The organism is Micromonospora acroterricola, from assembly GCF_003172955.1.
Lineage (GTDB): Bacteria > Actinomycetota > Actinomycetes > Mycobacteriales > Micromonosporaceae > Micromonospora > Micromonospora acroterricola.
The window spans coordinates 1-19470 of the sequence record NZ_QGKR01000202.1; the positions used below are offsets into that span (position 1 = coordinate 1).

The following is a 19470-nucleotide window of genomic DNA, read 5'->3' on the forward strand; positions in this document are numbered from 1 at the left end:
CGTACCACCCGGGGCGTGCCCAGGTCGGCGGCCGCCGGCCGCCGACCTGGGCACGCCCCGGGTGGTACGAGCGCCGGCGCCGGACGACGAGCCCACGCAGCCCCTGCCACCCCGCCGGCCGGACCCGCTGGCCGAGGCGGCCACCACTGCCTTCCGGTCTCCCGGACGGGCCACCGGTGAGCCACCGCTGACCCGGGCCGGGGCGCCCGATCCGTCGGCGGAGGAGACCCAGGCGATCCCGCGCGGCCGGCCGGGCGAGCCGGGCCGGTTCGAGCCGGCGGAGGAACTGCCCGCGTCCATCGCGGAACCGGTCTCCGGGCCGCCGGCGCCGCGCCGAGGCTTCACGCCCATCGTCATCGAGGGCACCATCATCGAGTCCCGCGACCTCACCGACCCGGCCGAGGCGAGCAGCACGGCCGGGCGTCCGATCCCGGAGCCCGCCGCCCCGCCGTCGTTCGGTGACCCGTCTCCGGGCCCGCGTCCGTTCGGCCCACGCCCGTACGGTCCGCCGCCGTCCGATCCGGGCCCGTTCGGTCCGTCGTCAACCGGCCCGAGCTCGTTCGGCCCGTCTGACCCGGGTCCGTTCAGCCCGTCGTTCGGCCCGGCGTCGTCGGATCCGGGTCCGTTCGGTCCCGGCTCCGGCGGTCCGACGGGCGCCGGCCCGGGCAGCCTGCACGCCGACGACCTGGTCGATGACCGTCCGGAGGGTGCCGACCGCGCCGACCTCGGTGGATCGCCGGTCGGCGTGAACGGCACGGACCGGGTGGGCGGTGCCGTCGGCGGGGAGCCGGTCGGCGTGAACGGCACGGACCGGGCGGGCAGTGTCGGCGGAGACGTACCGGGCGGCTCGGGCCTCGGCGGGCAACGGCCGCAACCGTGGACGGCGGGCGGCGCGGCGGCGGCTCGGCCCGATGCGGACGGCCAGCGCGCGGTCCCGGAAGGCGACGGGCAGCACGGGCCGGCCGACGGCCCGCCACCGGTCGACTTCGTGCCCGCCAACACCGTCGAGGAGGACCTGCTCGGCGCGGCCGGCGCCGGCAGCACCGACACCTTCCTGTCCACCCTGCTGCTGGCCCGTGTGCTGCTGCCGGCCGCCCCGGACTCGTTGCGGGGCAGCCGGCCGGGTGACCCGGGCTTCGTCTGGCGTACGGAGCAGCTGGACGGCGAGACGTACGTGGTGGTCTACACCTCGCCCGAGCGCCTCGCCGACCACGCCGAGGGCGACGTCGACACGGTCAGGGTGAAGTTCGCCCAACTCATCCGGCGCTGGCCGGACGAGGACTGGTCGTTCGCCGTCAACCCGGGCACACCGGTCGGCGCGAAGCTGCCCGGCGAGCAGATCGTCGCGCTGGCCAACTGGGCGGCCGAGGTGGGGCTCGGCGACGACCTGGAGGTCGACCCGGAGGAGCCGCCGGTCGCGGCGGAGCCCGCCGCCCGTCCCCGGTACGCCCCGGCGGCGGTCGACCCGGCCCGACCGACCGTGATGCAGAAGGCGATCGCGCCCAGCCAGCTCGCCTACTACCTGGACCGGGGGTACGACCGCGTCTCCGGGTTCGTGCACCGGGCCGGTGAGCTGGCACACCTGACCACGCCGGCCCAGTTGCACGACGCGCTCGGCCTCAGCTACCCGGGCTCGCCGTTCACCCGCGACGCCGAGGAGATCTACGTGCTGCGCTGGCCGGCGCACCGGCCGAGCCTCTACCGGATCCCGTACGGGGGTCAGAACGAGCCGGCGATGCGGGCGATGGAGGGCTGGGTCATCGAGCGTCCGCCGTTCCGGGGCAACGGCTTCGCCCCGGGGGAGAGCAGCGACGTGGTGGCGGAGTTCAAGGTGGACAGCGCGCGGCTGCCGTACGGCGCGCAGCTCTGGCGGATCGGCGCGGACGGCACCGAGCGGGTGATCGCGGTGCTCGACACGGACGCGCTGCTGTGGCGACGGGTCGGTGAGGCGTGATGCGGGACGGTTACGTGGCCCGTTGGCAGGGCCGGGAATACCAGGCCAGCCCGGACGGCGATGACATCCGGCTGTACCAGCCGGAGCCGGGTGAGGGCTTCGAGGAGGTCCGCGCCGGCCGGTACGTGCGGGTGCTGCCGGCGAGCGAGGTCGAGGACCTGGCGTACGTGCGGACCACCTGCACCTGGCAGGGGCAGCCGTTCATCGTGCTGGGCGAGCACGACGCGTGGCTGCGTGTGGAGTACACGGGCGGCCGCTGGCCGGTGGCCCAGGCGATGCGGCTGGAGGTCTTCGACTTCGGCGTCTACCAGGGTTGGGCGCCGGCCGCCGAGGTCACCGACCTGCGGGAGCAGCGGGTCTGACCGGTCAGGACTTCGCCCAGCGGAGGATCTCGCCGAGCACCAGTTCCGGCGCCTCCAGGTGCGGGAAGTGCCCCACTCCGTCGAGCAGCCGCCACTCGTACGGGGCCACGACGTAGCGGCCGGAGCCCAGGGCGGTACGCGGCAGGGCGGCGACGTCCAGCGCGCCGTGCAGCTGGAGGGTCGGCGTGACCAGCGGCTTCTGCATCAGGCGGACGAACCGGTAGCCGTGCAGCCGCAGCACCGAGCGGAACGCCCACCGGTACCCCTCCAGCGCGCAGAACGCCGCCTGCGGGATGCGCATCGCCTCTCGGCACCGCTCGGCGTACTCCTCGAACTCCGGCCCGCCGACCCAGCGCGGCCCGCCCCAGCGGCGCAGGATCTCCGACACGGCCGTCGCCCCGTCCCGGGTCAGCACGTGCTCGTAGCGGGGGAGCTGGAACTTCAGCGCCGGGGTGGAGGCGGCGAACTGCCCGCGTGGGTCGGCGAAGATGGCGGCGCGCAACCGCAGTGGGTGCGGCGCTCCCAGCACCACCAGCCGGCGGACCAGCGACGGGTGGAACGAGGCCACCGTCCAGGCGACCATGCCGCCGACGCCGCTGCCGACCAGGGTCGCCGACCGCTCGCCGAGCGCGCGGATCAGTCCGGCGATGTCGGCGGCGAGGGTGTAGCCGTCGTACCCCCGGGGTGGTTTGTCGCTGGCGCCGTAGCCGCGCAGGTCGACGGCGACCGCGCGGAAGCCGGCGTCGGCGACCGCCGGCAGCATCTGGTGCCAGGCCCACCAGTGCTCGGGAAAGCCGTGCAGGAAGAGCACCATCGGCCCGGTGCCGGCCTCGACCACGTGGAACCGGGTGCCGTTGGCCCCGACGAAGCGGTGCGTCCACGGCCCCTCGGTGAGGACGCAGGACTCGTCGACGGCCCCGCCGCGCTGGTCGGTCATGGCAGACAGCCTAGGACCCGGTCGTCCCCGCCGGCCCTGGTGGTCGTCTTGAACAGGGGGAAGCCCGGGTTGTCCCCTACCGACACGGGGGTCCGGGCCGGCGGTGTGGACCGCCGACCCGGAGCCGTGGATCGGGCCTAGCGCAGGTAGGTGCTGAACACCCGGTTCGCCACCGCGTCACCGGTGGTCAACCCGGCGTCGGCGTCCCACTGGTAGTGCACGCCGAGGTAGACCCGGCTGCGCGCGTTCTCGGTCGCTGCCGCGCTGAAACTGCTGAACGAACGGGTGACGCCCGCCGCGTTCGGGTCCTCGGTGGTCGCCGCGAAACTGATCGCGTCCGTGCCGTAGTACCGCTTCATGACGCCCGCCCACGCGCCGGCGAAGGTGGCGTGTCCGGAGACGTACGCGGGGAACGGCGGGGAGAACCGGACGCCGTTGCGGTCGACGGAGAGCGGCCGCCAGGCGGAGTTGGGCATGGTGGCGGAGTTGCCGTCGTCCTGGGGCTCTGCGATGGCCGTCTCGGGTCGCCACAGGTCGATGCTGGTGTTGAACTTGGCGTCCCAGGCGGCGATGCTGGCGTCGGCCATGGCCATCGCGACGAGTGCGAAGAGTCGCGGGGTGTCGGTGGCCCGCTGGCTCGCCACGATCTGGGTGTGCTCGAAGAGCTGCCCCGGGGGTTTGTAGGTGCCGCTGACGTCGTTCGCCCAGAAGAAGGCGAGCTGGGTCTGGTCGTCGTTGCGGTCGGTCTTCGGCGCGGTGGCCGATCCCAGCCGCTTCACGTCGTTGACCTGGGCCGCGTACGCGCTGCTGCTGAGCATCGCCGACACGGTGCTGAAGCCGCCGGGCAGCGACGGGCGGAACTGGGATCCGGAGGTGAGCGCGAAGGGCTTCACGTTGCCCCAGTTGGGGCCGACGGCGGCGCCGGACCCGGTCGGTCGCCACTGTCCGGCGGTGTTGCTGGCGGTGTAGCCGGCGTTGTTGGCGGAGCCGTCGTTCGCCCGGGCGTTGATGATGTTCCGGGCGGCCGTCTCGCCGATGCTCCTGCTCCAGCCCTCCGGCCCTGGTTCGCCGAGGGGCGGATCAGCCTGCCGGGCGGCGTTGAACCTGGTGGTGAAGTAGTCGCTCTGGGTGGGGAAGACCGCCCGGAGGACGTCGTAGGCGGCGACGTCGAGGTTCATGTCCCGGTCGTAGCTGTAGTTGGGAATCGGGGACACCCTCGCGAGGTAGGGCGTTCCGGTGCCCATGGAGACCGAGGTGTCGTACATCGCCAGGTGCATCATCGCGCCGGCTCGGGACAACGTGGTGGGCGGGCCGTTGCTGGTACGGAAGGCGTCCAGCAGCACGTCGTTCCAGTAGATGACGTGGTCGAAGTCGGGGGGAATGGCGCTGGCGGGCGTGGGCGTGACGACCCCGCCGCCGACGACAACCGCAGCGAGCACCGCGAAGGCGCGCCCCAGCTTCACTCTCTTGTTCAATGTGGTCCCTCTCCCCGTACGTGGGCCGTAGGGTTTCTATCGGCCTGCGTCGATCATCTGGGCGGGCCCGATCACGGAGAAGGGCGAAGCGGTAGCGTTCCGCAAGTTGCAAGGTCAGATCCAGCCGCGGCGGGCGGCGGCGATGCCGAGGGTCATCCGGTTCGAGGCGCCGAGTCGCTCGGCCAGCAACTCGAAATGCCGCCGCACCCACCGTGGGCTGCGCCCCAGGCTGCGCGCGATGGCCTCGTCCTTGGCGCCGTGCGCCGCCAGCCGGAGGATCTGGAGCTGCACGTTCGACGGCGCCTCCCCGGCCGCCGTCGAGCCGGCTGCCAGGGGCTGTGCCTGCCGCCAGAGGCTGTCGAAGTAGTGGGTGGCCAACTGGACCAGCGTCGGTGCGCGCAGCACCCAGCCCGTCGACCGCGCGGCGCTGGTGGGCGCGATCACGGCCATCCTCTCGCAGACCACCATCGAGGTGGGGGCGGCGGCGACCACCCGGATCTCGCCACCGGGCCGGGCGGTGTCGTCGGCTCGGCCGAGACCACCGGGCAGTTCGAGGAGCCGCCGGTCGAGGATCGTCCGGTGCCGTCGGCCCGTGGTCGGCTCCGGGCCCGCGCTTGCCGGATCCGGCGGCATCCCGTGCAGCATCCGGCAGTCGTCCGGCGCCTCCGCGGTCAACCGGCCGGCGAGCCGGGTGAACTCCGTCCAGTCCCGGACGACGTCGTCCGGCCCGTGGGCGGCCGGGCTCTGATGCTCCTCCAGTCGCTCCAACTGGGCGTACTGGTCGATCAGTCGATGTTGCGCACGGACCAGTTCCCGCTGACCCGCGGCGAGCAGTAGTCGCAGCTCCATGGCCGACACCGCGGCGGTGTCGAGAGGAGACGAGTACACCCCCCAGAGCGGGTCCGTGCCGCTGCCGTCGGTCTCCGACCAGATTCCACCTGACAAGCCTGACCACCCCCGTGGACGTTGCCGAGGCGGCGGCCGGCGGGCCAGTCTGCGGTGCGGTCGGCGCAGGGCGTCGGTCCGCCTTCGACATCGACGATCGTGGCTGGGCTGCCACTCCCTCGTCAAGAGGCCGTACCGCCGTTGACTCACCGGGCCCGAATGTGCATGGCGTGTCCGGCCCGATACCGACGGTCAGGGTTCGAGTGGTCGAGTCAGCGCGTGACGATGCTCGCGGGAGTGCCCGGACCGCAGTCGATCCGGACCGATCGAGCGCTGATCCGCAGAGTGACGAAGCTTCCCTCGGCGAGGTCGCCAGCGCCGGCGCCGTACAGGGCGTACTCGACGCCGTCCTCCGAGACGAGGCCGTAGCAGGGGCCGGAACCGCCACGGGTGACGTGGCCGGCGATCATGTCGGTGGGCAGCCGGTCGGTCGGCTCCGTCGGCTTCGGCGGCTTCGGCGGGGTGCCGATGGACGGCGGGTCGGTGCGCGACAGGGGCGGCGGGACGGTGCGCCCGGGCGGCGGCACCGGCGACGCCGGGACCGCCGGCGTGACCTCGCCAGGGGCGCTCGGGGCGCCGCTGGCCGACGTGGCGGCGCTGGTCGGGGCGTCGCTGGCCGAGGTCGCGGCGCTCGGGTTGCCCTGTCCCGCTCCGGCGCAGGCGGTCAGGGGCAGCAGGAGGAGAGCGGCGAGGCCGGCCGCCGGCAGGGTGGCTCGTGACGGAAGGGGCACGGTGGTGGGACGTTCCGGCAGGTCACCTGGTTCCCGGCGCCGGCCCCGCAAAGGGCGACGCCCGGGCAGGTGACCTGCCCGGGCGTCGCTGGGTGGTGCGGGATCAGTTGAAGCGGACCTTCATCGAGGTGCCGTCCTGCTCCAGAACCTTGATCTTGACACCGGCTGCGGGGAGCTTGACGCCGTGGTTCGGCAGCTCCTCGAAGAAGTACTTCTTGGTGTCGTCGAACAGCGGCTCCGCGGCCTGGCCACGGATGTACTGCGGCTGGCTGTTGAGGTGCAGCGTGAACGAGTCGGCCTTCTTGAGGCTGAACGGTGCGTCGTACACCTGGACCCGTGCCCGCCACGGCGCGCCGGTCAGGTTGTAGATCGGGCGCGGGTGCGCGTCGATGTACAGGTTGCGGCCCTCACCCGGGTGACCACCCGGGTTGGTGGCCGACGCGGGAGCGGTGTTGTTGTCGTTCCAGCGGGTGTTCCAGTACGAGATGAGCAGGCCCTCCTGGTACGCGTAGTGGTCCACGTAGTCGGGACGGGTGTTCGCGTAGCCGAAGAAGTACGGGCCGGTCTTCAGGTACTTGTCGTACGAGACGTACGAGCGGTTGCCCGCGATGTAGTAGTTGTCGAACATGCGGGTGTACGTCGCGCCGACGACCTCCCAGCCGTCCAGCGCCCAACCGGCGTCCGTCTCGGCACCGTCGCTGAGCACCGTCTGGCCGTCGGCCGTCACGGTGATCGCGTCGCCGAAGAAGCCGCCCTCGGAGACGCCACCGTCGGTGACGTAGTGCAGGCGGACCTGAGCGACCTTGCCCGCGAGCGAGGTGAGCGGGATGTTGATGTCCGCCCATGCGCCGTTGCTGCTGCCGTCGAGGGCCGGCCGGCCCGCGCCGTCGACGCCGATCGACTCACCGTTGACGGTGCCGTCCAGGTCGGTCCAGGTCTGCCCACCGTCGGTGGAACCCTCGAAGTAGAGGTAGTCGTACCCCTCCTCGATGGCGAACTTGCCCTTGAGGGACATCGCGGCAGAAGACTTGCCGGTGAGGTCGAACGTCCTCGTCATGGTCTGGTTGAGGTCGTCGTCGTTACCGGAGAAGTACTGCTTGGAACCAGCGAACGGTGCGCCGTAGTTGAAGGTGTACTCCCGCTGGGGCAGCACCACCACGGCGGCCTGCGCCTTGGCCGAGTTGTACTCCTGCGGCCCGAGGTCCAGCGTGCGCTTCTGCCCCGCCACGATCACCTCGTAGTCGAGCCAGCCGAGCTGGAGCTTGTTCCACGCACCCAGGTCGCCACCACGGTCGCCGATGCCGGCGTCGTTCTTGGCGCCGAGCCGGCTCTGGGCCATCAGGGTCCAGTGCTCGTTGTTGTTGTCGGCCGGTCCGTAGTCGTCCGGCAGGCCCAGGTCGTGGCCGTACTCGTGGTAGAAGACGCTGCGGCCGCCGTTTTCCGGCTGGATCGTGTAGTCGCGGATCCAGACGCCGGTGTTGCCGATCTGGGTGCCACCGATCGGGAGGTTCGGCGGGCCCACGGGCGAGCTGTTGAAGGCCGACCAGCGGTGGCTCCAGATGGCGTCCTCACCCTGGTGCGGGTCACCGTCGGCCTGGTCGCCGCCGGAGTGGACGATCTGGAAGTGGTCGATGTAGCCGTCCGACTCGTTGAAGTCGCCGTCACCGTCGAAGTCGAACCGGTCCCACTGGTCGTAGGACCGCATCTCCTCGGCGATCTGCGCGTCCGTCCGGCCCTTGGCCTTCTGGTCGGCGACCCACTGGGTGGCGGCGTCGCGGATCAGGTCCCAGGTGTTCGAGCAGACGTTGTCGCCGCAGACGGCGGGGTCGCCGGTCTTGTCGTTGTCGGCCTTCGGGTCGTCGGAGCGACCGTAGCGGGCCTCGTTGTACGGCACCTTCACCCAGTCGGTGACCATGCCGTTGACCGTGTAGCGGCCGGAGGACTGGGCCTCGTAGTACTGCTTGAGCGACTCGTCGCCCGGGTTGGTGCCGAAGTACAGCTGGCGGAAGTGCTCCGGGCTGAAGTCCGGCTGCCAGATGGTGGAGTTGTCCACGGCCCGGTTGGGCTGCGGAATCTGGTTGTGCAGCGGCCCCTCGAAGGTCGTCGGCCCGGCGATGTCCGGGTTCATGTCCTTGTCCGGGTAGGACGGGTGCCGCTGGTCGCCGAACTCGGCGAGGATCACGAAGATCTTGTCGGTGCGCTCACGCTGAAGCTCGACGTACTGGTCCTTGGACTTCTGAGCGCCGGCGAAGGTGCGGGCGCTGGTGCCCGTCCCGTTCGTCTCGCCGACCTTGACGACCGTGCTGCCGTTGCGCTGGATGGGCTTGCTCCGCCCGCTCAGCACGTCGCTGAGACCCTGCTGACGCAGTTCGCGACGCTTGTCCTCGAGCTTGTCGGGGAGTTCGTCCTGCAGGGACTGCGGTTCGGCGGCGGACGGAGCTGCTGCCGGCAGTTTGGGCTGAGGCGCCGCCGAGGCGGACGGGCCGAAAGCCAGGCCTGTCGCCGTCAGTGAGAGCCCGAGCAGACCCACTGCGACTTTGCGCACGTGGTACCTCCGGTGTGAGGGAACCGGCCCAACGGGGGTACAGGCCGGTGACAGATCGATCCCACTAGTGGGACCAATGGTGAACATAGACACTGCTGGGACGGGTGGGAAGATGTGCGCGTCGATTTGTTGCAAGATTTTGTTGGGAACGCTTTTCACCGTCACACCCCGGGGCTTCATCTGCGGCGGTGGCCAGGCTGGATCGGCCAACAGCGTTTTGCAGTGACATATTTCGATCGGTGCGATCGGGTGTACGACAGTGGGGCCGGTGGCGTCTCCGCCACCGGCCCCACCGGCACCACTGTCGTCAGTTACCTATTCGCACGACCACTTCGCGAGGTCAGTTCCTCGCCGGCGTGACGTACACGGCCGCGGACGAGTTGTCCCGAGCGGTCCGCTTGATCGTCAGCGAGACACCGTAGTTGACGCCCTGGTCACCGGGGTTGCCGGTGCCCAGCACGATCGCACCGCCGCCCAGCGTGACGCCGTAGAACTCCGGCGCCGGGCTGCCGTCCGGGTGGGTGACCCGGGTGGTGTACGGCGCGTTGTTCCGCGACGGGAGCACCACCGAGGCGTCGTTGTCCCGGGCGTACGCCGCGCCGTCGCGCATCTCGATACCCGGGTACCAGGTCTTGGCGTCGGTGAAGCTCTTCACCGCCGGCTGGGACCGGAACTTGGTGCAGTACTCGCTGTACGGCTCGTCCGCCGCCTCCAGGCACTCCGTGAAGGGGTACGTCGGCTTCAGCGAGAACGCCGCGTTCGCCGACTGCGGACGGCTGGGCAGGTTGTCCGTCACCGACGGGTCCTTCACGGCCGCCTCACCCGTGCGACGGTACGGGTCGAAGTGCGAGTCGACAATGAGCAACCCGCCCTTCGCGCCGTAGCTGGGCAGCGCGGTCATCTGCCCGGTGACGTGGTTGACGTCGCCGAGCGCGGTGTCCCGATACCACACCAGCATGCCGGGAGCGTTGTACGAGATCCGGTCGACCTTCCACGCGTCGTGGGAGTAGATCGTGTCGTACGCGTACTTCAGGCCCTTGTCGAAGCCGTCGAAGTTGCGCCACTCAGCCAGGTAGTAGTGGGCGTGCAGCTCGGTGCCGCTGCTGACCTTCCAGCCCGCGCCCGTGGTGTCGACGAAGGTGCCGCCGGTGGCCGTCCAGCCGTTGTCGCCACCCTCGACGTCATCGCTCCAGGTGGTGGCGCCGCCGCCGGTGACCGAGAAGTCGTCGGCGAACCAGTTGCGCTCCTCGAACGCCTCGTCGGTGGCGAGCCGCAGCCGCACCTGGACCGTCGTCCCGGCGTACGTCGACAGGTCGACGTAGTCGTGCCGCCAGCCGTCGGTGCTGCCGGTCAGGCCGTACTTCTTGCCCCCGAAGTCGTTCATGCGGCCGTTCGGGTCCGGGTAGCCGTCGGGCGTGGTGACCACGTTGCCGGCCTCGTCGTACACCTTCGCCTCGGTCCAGGACGTCCCGCCGTTCGTCGAGATCTCGACGAAGCCGTAGTCCCAGTCCTCCTCGATGACGTAGTTGTTCCACATCCAGAACTTCGCGTCCGCGGCCGCCGGCACGTCGACCGAGCGGCTCAGCTTGACGTCGGCCCACTCCTGGTCGTTGCTGCTGTGCCACATCTTCGTGCCGCTGTGCGGCGTGGCCAGCGTGGTGACCTTGTCCGGCAGGTCGATCTTGATGCCGTCCTCGGAGTCGATCGGCGTACGCGAGGTCTGCCCGAGCTTCACCTCGCGCGGGTTCGACCCGGGGCGGATGGTCAGCGGGTCGGCCCAGCCGAGCACCCACTTGTCCCAGATGCCCATGTGCGTCGGCAGCGCCTGGAAGATCTCACCCGAGTGCGAGCCCGAGGCCATCAGGTCCCAGAAGTCCACGTCGGAGTCGGCGTTGCCGGAGGTGTCGTAGAGGTCCGGCAGGCCCAGGTCGTGACCGAACTCGTGGGCGAAGACGCCGACGCCGGCGTCCTCCGGCTGCACGATGTAGTTCGACACCTGGAGGTTGGTGCCCGGGATGCTGTAGCCGCCGGCGACCGTCGAGGAGTGCGCCCAGACGGCGTACACACCCTCGGCGCCGCCGCCACGGGACTTGCCCTGCCCGGCGTGCACCAGCACGAGGTGGTCGATCACGCCGTCCGGCTCGAAGACGTTGCCGTCCCCGTCCCGGTCGGCCTGGTCCTCGATGTCGTAGTCGGCCCAGGGGAAGTTCGGGTCCGTCGCGGCGAGCGAGTCGATCGCGTCGGTCGCCAGCCGGCCCGCGCCGGCCGGGTTGTCCGGGTGACCGTTCATCGACTGCTCACGGCCGGGAACCCAGTTGCCGTTCTCGTCCTGGAAGCAGCGGTTGGCGGCGTACCAGCCCTCCGAGTGCGGCACGGAGACCCACGGGCTGGCCTGCCCGGCGACCGTGTACGCGTTCTTGGACATCTCCAGGTACATGTTGTGCATGGTGCGACCGGAGAGGTCGATGCCCTTCTTGCCGTCCGGGCCCCGCAGGTCCTTGCGGACCCGCTCGGTGATGCCCTTCTTGCTGTAGAGCATCTTGTCGTAGTGGGCCGGCGAGAAGTCCGGAACCCACATCGAGTTGTTGTCCTCGTGCGGCAGGGTCGCCGGGTTGACGATGTTGTTGTGCTTCGGGCCGTTCTGCACGGTGCCGGGAACGCAGGTGCGGTCCTCGAACACCGTCTTCGGGACCATCACGCCGGTGAAGTCGTCGTTCGCCTGGTCGTTGAACTCCACCAGCAGCGTCAGCAGCTTCGCCGTCTGGGTCGTCGGCGCCTGCTTGATCTTCCGGGGGCTCTTGCCAGTCTTGATCGACTGGGCTTCGACCTTGGCGAGCTGCCGGGCGGTCACCGGGTTGCCCCGCGCGTGCTTCTGGTCGAAGGCGCGCGCGCTGTCGACGGCCGGGGTGTAGACGCCAGCCTTGCCCTTGACCTCGCGGCCGGAGGTGTCCGGCTGGACCTCGGGCTCCGCGTAGTTGATGTAGTGCTCGTCGGCCCCGATCACCGCCGGTGGGGTGGTGAACGACGACTGGGCTGCCGCGCTGCCGGTCACGGTCAGTGACGTGGCCGCGAGGGCGATGACGGGCAGCGCGACGAGTATTCGTCGTCGCGACCCGGACTGCGGTTTGTGGTTCATGCCGCTCCATTTCTCGGGCATGGGGAGGAGGAGGTTGGGCGCGCCCGACCATCGATGTGATGTCCGTCGAACTGTTCCAACCTGCGTGAACCTAAATCACAACCGGCCGAAAGGACAGGGGCACCCCGCCGCGTGTGTCCGTTCAGCTTCTCCCGGCTCATCCGACCGACCGATGTGACAGCGGTGGGGCAGTGTGGGCCGTACCCGTAAGAAACGCCGGAGGGTGGCGGTCCGCGCGGACCGCCACCCTCCGATGTGTACGTCTGCCGTCAGTCCTCGTCGGACTTCGCGCCGCTCATCCCCGAGGAGATCAACTCCATCACGGACGAGTCCTGCAGGGTGGTCACGTCGCCGAGCGACCGGTTCTCCGCCACGTCGCGCAGCAGCCGGCGCATGATCTTGCCCGAGCGGGTCTTCGGCAGTTCAGCCACCAGCATGATCTGCCGCGGCTTGGCGATCGGGCCGAGCGTCTTCGACACGTGGTTGCGCAGGTCGGCGATGAGCTGCTTGCCCGCCTCGCCGGCGATGTCGGTGGTGCCGCGCGGAATGGCGAAGGCCACGATCGCCTGACCGGTGGTCGGGTCGGTCGCGCCCACCACCGCCGCCTCGGCCACCGACGGGTGCGACACCAGAGCCGACTCCACCTCCGTGGTGGAGATGTTGTGCCCGGACACCAGCATCACGTCGTCGACCCGGCCGAGCAGCCAGATGTGCCCGTCGTCGTCCTTCTTCGCCCCGTCGCCGGCGAAGTACATGCCCTCGAACCGGCTCCAGTAGGTCTCCAGGAACCGGTTGTCGTCACCCCAGATCGTGCGCAGCATCGACGGCCACGGCTCGCGCAGCACCAGATAGCCGCCGCCGCCGTTCGGCACCGACTGGCCCTGGTCGTCCACCACGTCGGCCACGATGCCCGGCAGCGGCGTCATCGCCGAGCCCGGCTTGGCCGCGGTCACCCCGGGCAGCGGGGAGATCATGATGGCGCCCGTCTCGGTCTGCCACCAGGTGTCCACGACCGGCAGCTCACCTCGGCCGATGTGCTCCCTGTACCACATCCAGGCCTCCGGGTTGATCGGCTCGCCGACGCTGCCCAGCAGCCGCAGTGAGGACAGGTCGAAGCCGGCCGGGATGTCGTCGCCCCACTTCATCATCGTCCGGATGAGGGTGGGGGCGGTGTAGAGGATGCTCACGCCGTACCTGTCGACGATCTCCCAGAACCGGCCCTTGTTCGGGGTGTCCGGGGTGCCCTCGTACATCACCTGGGTGGCGCCGTTCGAGAGCGGCCCGTACACGATGTAGGAGTGGCCGGTCACCCAGCCGATGTCGGCGGTGCACCAGTAGACGTCCGTCTCCGGCTTCAGGTCGAAGACCGCGTGCGTCGTGTACGACGTCTGCGTGAGGTAGCCGCCGGTGGTGTGCAGGATGCCCTTCGGCCGTGCCGTCGTGCCGCTCGTGTACAGGATGAACAGCGGGTGCTCGGCGTCGAACGGCTGCGCGGTGTGCTCGGCCGAGGCGGTCTCCACCGTCTCGTGCCACCAGAGGTCCTTCGCCGACCAGGCCACGTCCTCGCCGGTGCGGCGGACCACCAGCACGTGCTCCACGGACGGGCAGCTCGCCACCGCCTCGTCCACCGTCGGCTTCAGCGCCGACGGCTTGCCCCGCCGGTAGCCACCGTCCGCGGTGATCACCACCTTGGCGCTGGCGTCCTGGATGCGGTTGCTCAGCGAGTCGGCGGAGAAGCCACCGAAGACCACGCTGTGCGCGGCGCCGATCCGGGCGCAGGCCAGCATCGCGACCGCCGCCTCCGGGATCATCGGCAGGTAGATGGCCACCCGGTCACCGGCGGTCACGCCCAGCTCGGTCAGCGCGTTCGCCGCCCGGCAGGTCAGCTCGTGCAGGTCGGCGTACGTGATGGTCCGGGTGTCGCCCGGCTCGCCCTCCCAGTGGATGGCCACCTTGTCGCCCCGGCCCGCCTCGACGTGCCGGTCCAGGCAGTTGTACGCCACGTTGAGCTGCCCACCGACGAACCACTTCGCGAACGGCGGGTTCGACCAGTCGAGCACCTCGTCCCACTTCTTCGACCAGGCCAGGCGGTCCGCCTGCTTCGCCCAGAAGGCGAGCCGGTCGGCGCTCGCCTCGGCGTACGCGTCGACGGTGACGTTGGCGTGCGCGGCGAGTTCGGCCGGCGGGGGGAACTGGCGCGTCTCGTTCAGCAGATTGGCCAATGCCTCGCTCATGCCGTGACTCCTCGTCCTCGGGTGACCTGCGTCTCGCTGGGCACGAGGGTAGTCGTGGGGTTCCCGGCCGGCGAGAGCTGCCCGGTCCGTCGCGCCCAGCGGCCCCCGTCGCGCGCCCGACGGCCGTCCCAGCCCGGCCGCGGTCTCTCCCGCGCAGCTCGATCACCACGAGTTCCGGGACGTCGCGGTATCCGGGCGGGTGGGACGCCCGGTATCAGCGACCTCGTGTTGACCATGCCCCGTGGACCGGCTCGCCGCGCCCCGGGGCGCGGTCGGTGGCCGGGGTCGCGTTACGGCCGGGTGCGACCCGACAGGCATGGCCGGGTCGCTAGCGTGGCGGGGTGACCACCGACCCGCTCGCCCCGCTGCTCGCGCTCGCCGACATCGCCCCCGCCGTCGAGGGGGCCCGCGAGCGGTTCGACCAGGCACTCGGGCACCGCGCGCTCCGCCGGCACGGCGGCCAGGTCGCGGCCGAGGTCAGCCTCCGGTCCGCCGTGGCGAGCGCCGCCCTGGAGGGGGCCGACCACGAGCGCGACGCGGTCCGCGCCGGCACCGTCACCGACCCCGTGCTCCAGGGGGCGCTGCGGGTCGCCGGGGCACTGCCCGGCCTCAGCGAACTCTGGCCGAAGGCGCCCCGACAGGCCCTCGCGAAGCTGCACGTGCTCGCCGCCAGGGACATGGTCGCGGAGGCCGAGCTGGGTCGCCCGGTGGCCGACCCCGTCGTCGCCGCCCGACTCGACGGGCTCGCCGGGCTGGTCGCCGGAGGCACGAAGGTGTCCCCGCTGGTGCTCGCCGCCGTCGTCCACGGGGAACTGCTCAACCTGCGCCCGTTCGCCGGGCCGTCCGGCGTGGTGGCCCGGGGCGCCGCGCGCCTGGTGCTGCTCGCCAGCGGCCTCGACCCGCGCGGCCTGCTCGCCGTCGACGTCGGCCACCGCGAGAGGGAACCGGAGTACGTCGGCTCGGCCGGAGCCTTCGCCACCGGCACCCCGGACGGACTGCGCTCCTGGCTGCGCCACTACATGTCGGCCGTCGAGGTCGGCGCCGACCAGCTCACCCTCATCGGCGACGAGATCCTCGCCGCCGCCTGAAGGCAGCTCAGTCTCGCCGTACCGCCCGGTTCACCTTGGCCTGGAGGGCCCGACGGGCGATCGGCCCCAGGTCGTCGACGATCTCCAACAGCAACGCGAGCTGGTCGAGGGCGGCCATCGCCCGGTCGGCGCCGTCCCGGTCCACCCCGTCGTAGAGCTCCAGCCCGATGAACGCGGCCGAGACCGCCCGGGCCAGCCCGGGAACGTCGGCGACCTCGATGAACGGCGAACCCGCAAGCAGCCGCCGCAACACCCCGTCGATCTCGTCCACCCAGAGCTGAAGGGCGGCCGCCGTGGGGGGCGCCAGCCGCTCGTCGGCCTGCGCGCCGGCCAGCATCTGGGCCAGGAAGGAGACGTTGCCGAGCTGGCGTTCCTCCTCGTGCAGCGCCCGTCCGACGGAGAGCAGCTCGCGCAGCGACCCGACCGAGGCCAGCGGCGCCGACCAGCGCGCTACCCGCTCGGCCGTGCTGGTCCGGCAGGCCGCCGTCAGCAGCTCGTCGACGCTGCCGTAGTGGTAGAAGACCAGCGCCTGGTTCACCCCGGCGGAGGCGGCGATGGTGCGGGCGGAGACGCCGGCGATGCCGTGCTCGCGGATGGCGGCGATGGCGCCGTCAAGGAGACGCTGCTTGGTGTCGGACATGCTTCTCCTCGCGAGCCGGCCGGGTGCGGCGCTGCGATCATCGCATCGGTGACCAGTTGGGCGAGCCGGGTGACCCCGGGCAGCCGCAGCGTCCAGCCGAGCATCGCCCAACCGAGGTGGACGTGGTCGAGTGCGCGGGCGACGGCGGCCACCCCCCGTTCCGTGTGACCGTCGCCGCCCACGTACTCCGCCCGCCACAGCACCCGTTCGTGCTCCCGGGCCGGCCGGATTCGCAGCCCGACCGGGTGCCGCCGGGCCAGCAGCCGCCAGGTCGCCGCGCAGGGCCCGCAGTCGTCGTCCAGCCAGAGAACCGCGGCCGGGCCGGCGGAGTACGGCCGCCAACGCGGCCACCAGTCGCGTACCTGTCGCCGGTACGACCTCCAGGAGTCGCCGTGGCGTGCGCGCAGGTCGTGTTCCTCGTGCGGCCCGGCCACCGCCGCCCCGAAGGCGACCGCCGACACCGCCGCCAGGATCAGGGCGCCACTGCGGGTGGCGGCGGCGGCGAGCAGCAGCAACGACACTGTGCCGAGCTGCATCGGGTTGGCCACATAGGCGAACGGGCCCGTGGTGACCAGCCGGCGAGGCGGGTCCCACGGGTACGGGGTGCCGCCGCCCCGAACTGCGAACTCGGCGACCGCGGCCAGCGCCGGGGCCGCCGCCAGCAGGGCGAGCTGCGCCACCACCAGCGCGCCCGTGCTGCCGAGGCCGGTCAGAGTGGCCCAGGATCCGTCGCCGACCTCGAAGGCCAGGGTGGGCACGAACCAGAGCACCAGGGCGGCAAAGACGGCCACCTGGAGGAGTGTCCGCGCGCGGAGGTGCCGGCGGTCCGCGCAGAACCGGCCGAGCAGTTGCGCGGGCAGTGCCACTGTCAGCAGCCCGACCGCTTCGCCGACCAGCCAGTGTGGACCGAGGCGAACCAGCGGGTGCAGCGCCGGCATCGCCACGGCGTCCACCCAGAGCAGCAGGCCCATCGCCACCGGCAGCGGCAGCACCCGGCGCAGCAGCACCGGCAGCGGGCCCCACAGGGCCGCCCATCCGATCCACAGGTCGACGGGCATCCCCCGGTACGCCCCGATGACTGGCGCGAAGGCATACCAGCCGGTCAGTCGAGCCACCTCGTGCAGGGCGGCGATGCCGACCCCTGCCGCCACAAAGGTCAGCAGCGCCGCTGCTCGCACGGTCCGTGCCCGCTCTCGCCCGCCCACGACCAGCACGGCGAGCAACGGCAGCGCCAGGCTCAGCCAGCGGGACGCGATCACGGCAGCGCCAGCATGTCGAGCAGGTGTCCCACCCCGGCCCCGAGCAGCACCTGCTGCAGGGGACCGAAGTACCAGGACGGATCGAGACCGCGTCGGTAGTCCACGACGATCCGGACCTCGGTGTGTCCCGGGTCGATCGCCCGCCAGCTCAGTTCCGCGTGCTCCCACGTGAACCAGCGCGCGGTGATCGAGGTGTCCTCGACGAAGTCGAAGCGGACGCGCTCCGGCTCGACGCTCTCCACCTGCGCGAGCAGGTGGCCGCCCGGGCCGTGCGCGCTGCCGTGGTAGCCGAACATCCACCGGTCGCCGGGGGCGAGCCCGTCGCCACTGACCTGTCCCGGGGTGGGAACGCCCAGCAGCCGTAGCGGCACCGACCGGACCGGGGTGGGCCGTGGACCGGCGGCGAGGCGTCCGGCCACCAGGTCGACCGGGAGCGCGACGACCCGGGCCACCTCCACCGTCTGCTCGGGGTCGATCCGGGGCGCGACGCCGCTGCCCTCCAGGCCGGGCAGGAGCAGCAGCGGCACGGTCGCCAGCGCGTACACCCGGTTGGCGTCCTGTAGCGCGCGGATCAGCGCGGTGGTGCCGTGGGCGACGGCGTACACGAGCGGGGCGGCGAGGATGACGCAGACCGCGCCCTCGTGCAACACCACTGACGCCAGCAGCAGGGCCATCGTGGTGATGACGAAGACCCTGCCGTGCGCCGTCCGGCTCGGTGTGAGCGCGAGGGCCGCCGCCAGCAGCACCGGAAGCGCCACGAAGAACAGGGCGCTGTCGGTACGGCCCCCGAGGACCGCGGCGACGAACACCAGTGCTCCGCTGAGCAGGATCAATCCGGCCAGGATCCAGTTGGCCGCCGTCCGCTGTGGGCGTGCGTCATCCTCGAGAGCCATGCCACCTCCCCGTTTTGAGCGGTCGCTCAAGCGGAGACTACGGGCTTTTGAGCGTTCGCTCAATAGTGCTGTCGAAGGCACGAAAGCCGCGATGACGGGGCGGCGTCCACCGTTCGGCGAGCGAGTGCTTGAGTGGGTGTGTGCCGTGAATGTGGTGCGCGGCCGGGCTAGGTCAGGCGGTGGCCGCCGCGCGGGTACGGCGGTGCCGGCCGTACCAGGCGATGCCGATGGCCACGCCCACCCCGACACCCAGCGCCGCCGCGGCCACCGGGACGGCGGGCCGCTCCCGCAGCCGACGGCCCAGCGGGATCGGGTGCCGGAACTCCAGCACCGGCCAGGCGTTCTCCGAGGCCAGCTTGCGCAGCTGCCGGTCCGGGTTGACCACGCTCGGATGGCCGACGCACTCCAGCAGGGGCCGGTCGCTGTACGAGTCGGAGTAGGCGTACGAGTCGGCCAGGTCGTAGCCCCGGGCGGTGGCCAGCTCGCTGACCGCCTCGACCTTGCTCGGGCCGGCCGCGTAGAACTCGACCTCGCCGCTGTACCGGCCGTCCTGCACCGTCATGCGGGTCGCGATCACGTCGGTCACCCCGAGCAGCTCGCCGATCGGGCGGACCATCTCCTCCCCGGAGGCGGAGACCAGCACCACGTCCCGGCCGGCCGCCTGGTGCTCCACGATCAGCGCGGCGGCTTCGGCGTACACGTAGGGGTTGATCAGCTCGTGGAGCGTCTCCGCGACGATCTGGCGGACCTGCTCCACCTGCCAGCCCTTGCAGAGCGCGGCCAGGTAGTCCCGTGTTCGAGCCATGGTCTGCTCGTCGGTGCCGCCCAGCCGGAACATCAGCTGCGCGTACGCCGACTTGACCACGTCACGCCGGGTGATCAGCCCGTCCCGGTAGAACGGCCGACCGAACGCCAGGGCGCTCGACTTGGCGATGACGGTCTTGTCCAGATCGAAGAAAGCGGCACTTCGGCCCACGGCGCGAAAGTCTAGCCGGATGGTCTATCGTCGGCGGGTGCCCGGGGTCAGGCCACCCCTCGGACCTGCGGGCCGGCACCACCACCTCCGCTCGGCGTGACCGCGCTCACACTCTGCGAGGAGATTTTCGCAGTGAGTGGAGTCGACACCACTCGACGTGACGGTCCCGCTCAGGCAGACTTGTTCGCACGACGAGCTTTCATATCTCCGACAACAGACAGACCCTCGGCGGTTGCACCCCCCGTGACCGCTGAGTGGTTCGGCTCGACCCCCCCGGAGCCGAACCTTTCGACGA

The 19470-nt window shown here is 71.3% G+C and carries 14 protein-coding genes; 3 read left to right on the forward strand and 11 right to left on the reverse strand.

The genetic code is table 11. The features are described from left to right. Positions 1-1954: SseB family protein (locus DKT68_RS16115; RefSeq protein ID WP_201749062.1), on the forward strand; the 1954-nt coding region annotated here is incomplete at its 5' end. Further along, complete coding sequence (locus DKT68_RS16120) at positions 1951-2316, forward strand: hypothetical protein (protein ID WP_109818232.1); 366 nt, start codon at positions 1951-1953, stop codon at positions 2314-2316. The genes DKT68_RS16115 and DKT68_RS16120, both read left to right, overlap by 4 nt. Before the next feature lie 4 nt (positions 2317-2320). Here the strand turns inward: DKT68_RS16120 and DKT68_RS16125 are convergent, their stop codons facing one another. The 7 genes from DKT68_RS16125 to acs form a co-directional block, all read right to left on the reverse strand. After that, positions 2321-3253, reverse strand: a complete 933-nt coding sequence (locus DKT68_RS16125; protein WP_109818233.1) for an alpha/beta fold hydrolase — start codon at positions 3251-3253, stop codon at positions 2321-2323. 137 nt (positions 3254-3390) lie between these two features. Continuing rightward, the gene (locus DKT68_RS16130) at positions 3391-4728 is read right to left on the reverse strand and encodes a vanadium-dependent haloperoxidase (RefSeq protein ID WP_201749063.1); all 1338 of its coding nucleotides are present in this window, start codon (positions 4726-4728) and stop codon (positions 3391-3393) included. Positions 4729-4842: 114 nt separating this feature from the next. Next, positions 4843-5673, reverse strand: coding sequence for a helix-turn-helix transcriptional regulator (locus DKT68_RS16135; RefSeq protein WP_146218382.1), 831 nt, complete (start codon positions 5671-5673; stop codon positions 4843-4845). A gap of 212 nt (positions 5674-5885) precedes the next feature. After that, complete coding sequence (locus DKT68_RS32005; RefSeq protein WP_236646922.1) at positions 5886-6404, reverse strand: hypothetical protein; 519 nt, start codon at positions 6402-6404, stop codon at positions 5886-5888. A 103-nt stretch (positions 6405-6507) separates the two neighbouring features. Then, complete coding sequence (locus DKT68_RS16145) at positions 6508-8934, reverse strand: immune inhibitor A domain-containing protein (RefSeq protein ID WP_109818235.1); 2427 nt, start codon at positions 8932-8934, stop codon at positions 6508-6510. A 355-nt stretch (positions 8935-9289) separates the two neighbouring features. Next, positions 9290-12085, reverse strand: a complete 2796-nt coding sequence (locus DKT68_RS16150) for an immune inhibitor A domain-containing protein (RefSeq protein WP_109818236.1) — start codon at positions 12083-12085, stop codon at positions 9290-9292. 269 nt (positions 12086-12354) lie between these two features. Next, positions 12355-14319: an acetate--CoA ligase gene (gene acs / locus DKT68_RS16155; RefSeq protein WP_109818237.1), complete on the reverse strand. Its 1965-nt coding sequence runs from the start codon at positions 14317-14319 to the stop codon at positions 12355-12357. A 341-nt stretch (positions 14320-14660) separates the two neighbouring features. On the opposite strand from acs, the gene DKT68_RS16160 reads away from it, so the two are divergent. Further along, on the forward strand, positions 14661-15407 hold the full coding sequence (locus tag DKT68_RS16160; protein ID WP_109818238.1) for a Fic family protein: 747 nt from the start codon (positions 14661-14663) through the stop codon (positions 15405-15407). 7 nt (positions 15408-15414) lie between these two features. Here DKT68_RS16160 and DKT68_RS16165 read toward each other — a convergent pair whose 3' ends face one another. The 4 genes from DKT68_RS16165 to DKT68_RS16180 form a co-directional block, all read right to left on the reverse strand. Beyond that, positions 15415-16047 carry a TetR/AcrR family transcriptional regulator gene (locus DKT68_RS16165; RefSeq protein ID WP_109818239.1) on the reverse strand — a complete coding sequence of 211 codons (633 nt, stop codon included), beginning with the start codon at positions 16045-16047 and terminating at the stop codon, positions 15415-15417. Continuing rightward, positions 15942-17306: a methyltransferase family protein gene (locus DKT68_RS16170; protein ID WP_109818240.1), complete on the reverse strand. Its 1365-nt coding sequence runs from the start codon at positions 17304-17306 to the stop codon at positions 15942-15944. Before DKT68_RS16170 ends, DKT68_RS16165 begins: the two co-directional genes overlap by 106 nt. After that, positions 17303-18199: a hypothetical protein gene (locus DKT68_RS16175; protein WP_109818241.1), complete on the reverse strand. Its 897-nt coding sequence runs from the start codon at positions 18197-18199 to the stop codon at positions 17303-17305. The genes DKT68_RS16170 and DKT68_RS16175 overlap by 4 nt, the downstream gene beginning before the upstream one ends. A gap of 172 nt (positions 18200-18371) precedes the next feature. After that, positions 18372-19175 carry an HAD family hydrolase gene (locus DKT68_RS16180; RefSeq protein ID WP_109818242.1) on the reverse strand — a complete coding sequence of 268 codons (804 nt, stop codon included), beginning with the start codon at positions 19173-19175 and terminating at the stop codon, positions 18372-18374. Positions 19176-19470 lie beyond the last annotated feature (295 nt).

What these genes read in the sequence shown, in the direction of transcription:
- acs (WP_109818237.1), bottom strand. Translation starts at nt 14,319, where the DNA reads ATGAGCGAGGCATTGGCCAATCTGCTGAACGAGACGCGCCAGTTCCCC.
- DKT68_RS16175 (WP_109818241.1), bottom strand. Translation starts at nt 18,199, where the DNA reads ATGGCTCTCGAGGATGACGCACGCCCACAGCGGACGGCGGCCAACTGG.
- DKT68_RS16150 (WP_109818236.1), bottom strand. Translation starts at nt 12,085, where the DNA reads ATGAACCACAAACCGCAGTCCGGGTCGCGACGACGAATACTCGTCGCG.
- DKT68_RS16125 (WP_109818233.1), bottom strand. Translation starts at nt 3,253, where the DNA reads ATGACCGACCAGCGCGGCGGGGCCGTCGACGAGTCCTGCGTCCTCACC.
- DKT68_RS16165 (WP_109818239.1), bottom strand. Translation starts at nt 16,047, where the DNA reads ATGTCCGACACCAAGCAGCGTCTCCTTGACGGCGCCATCGCCGCCATC.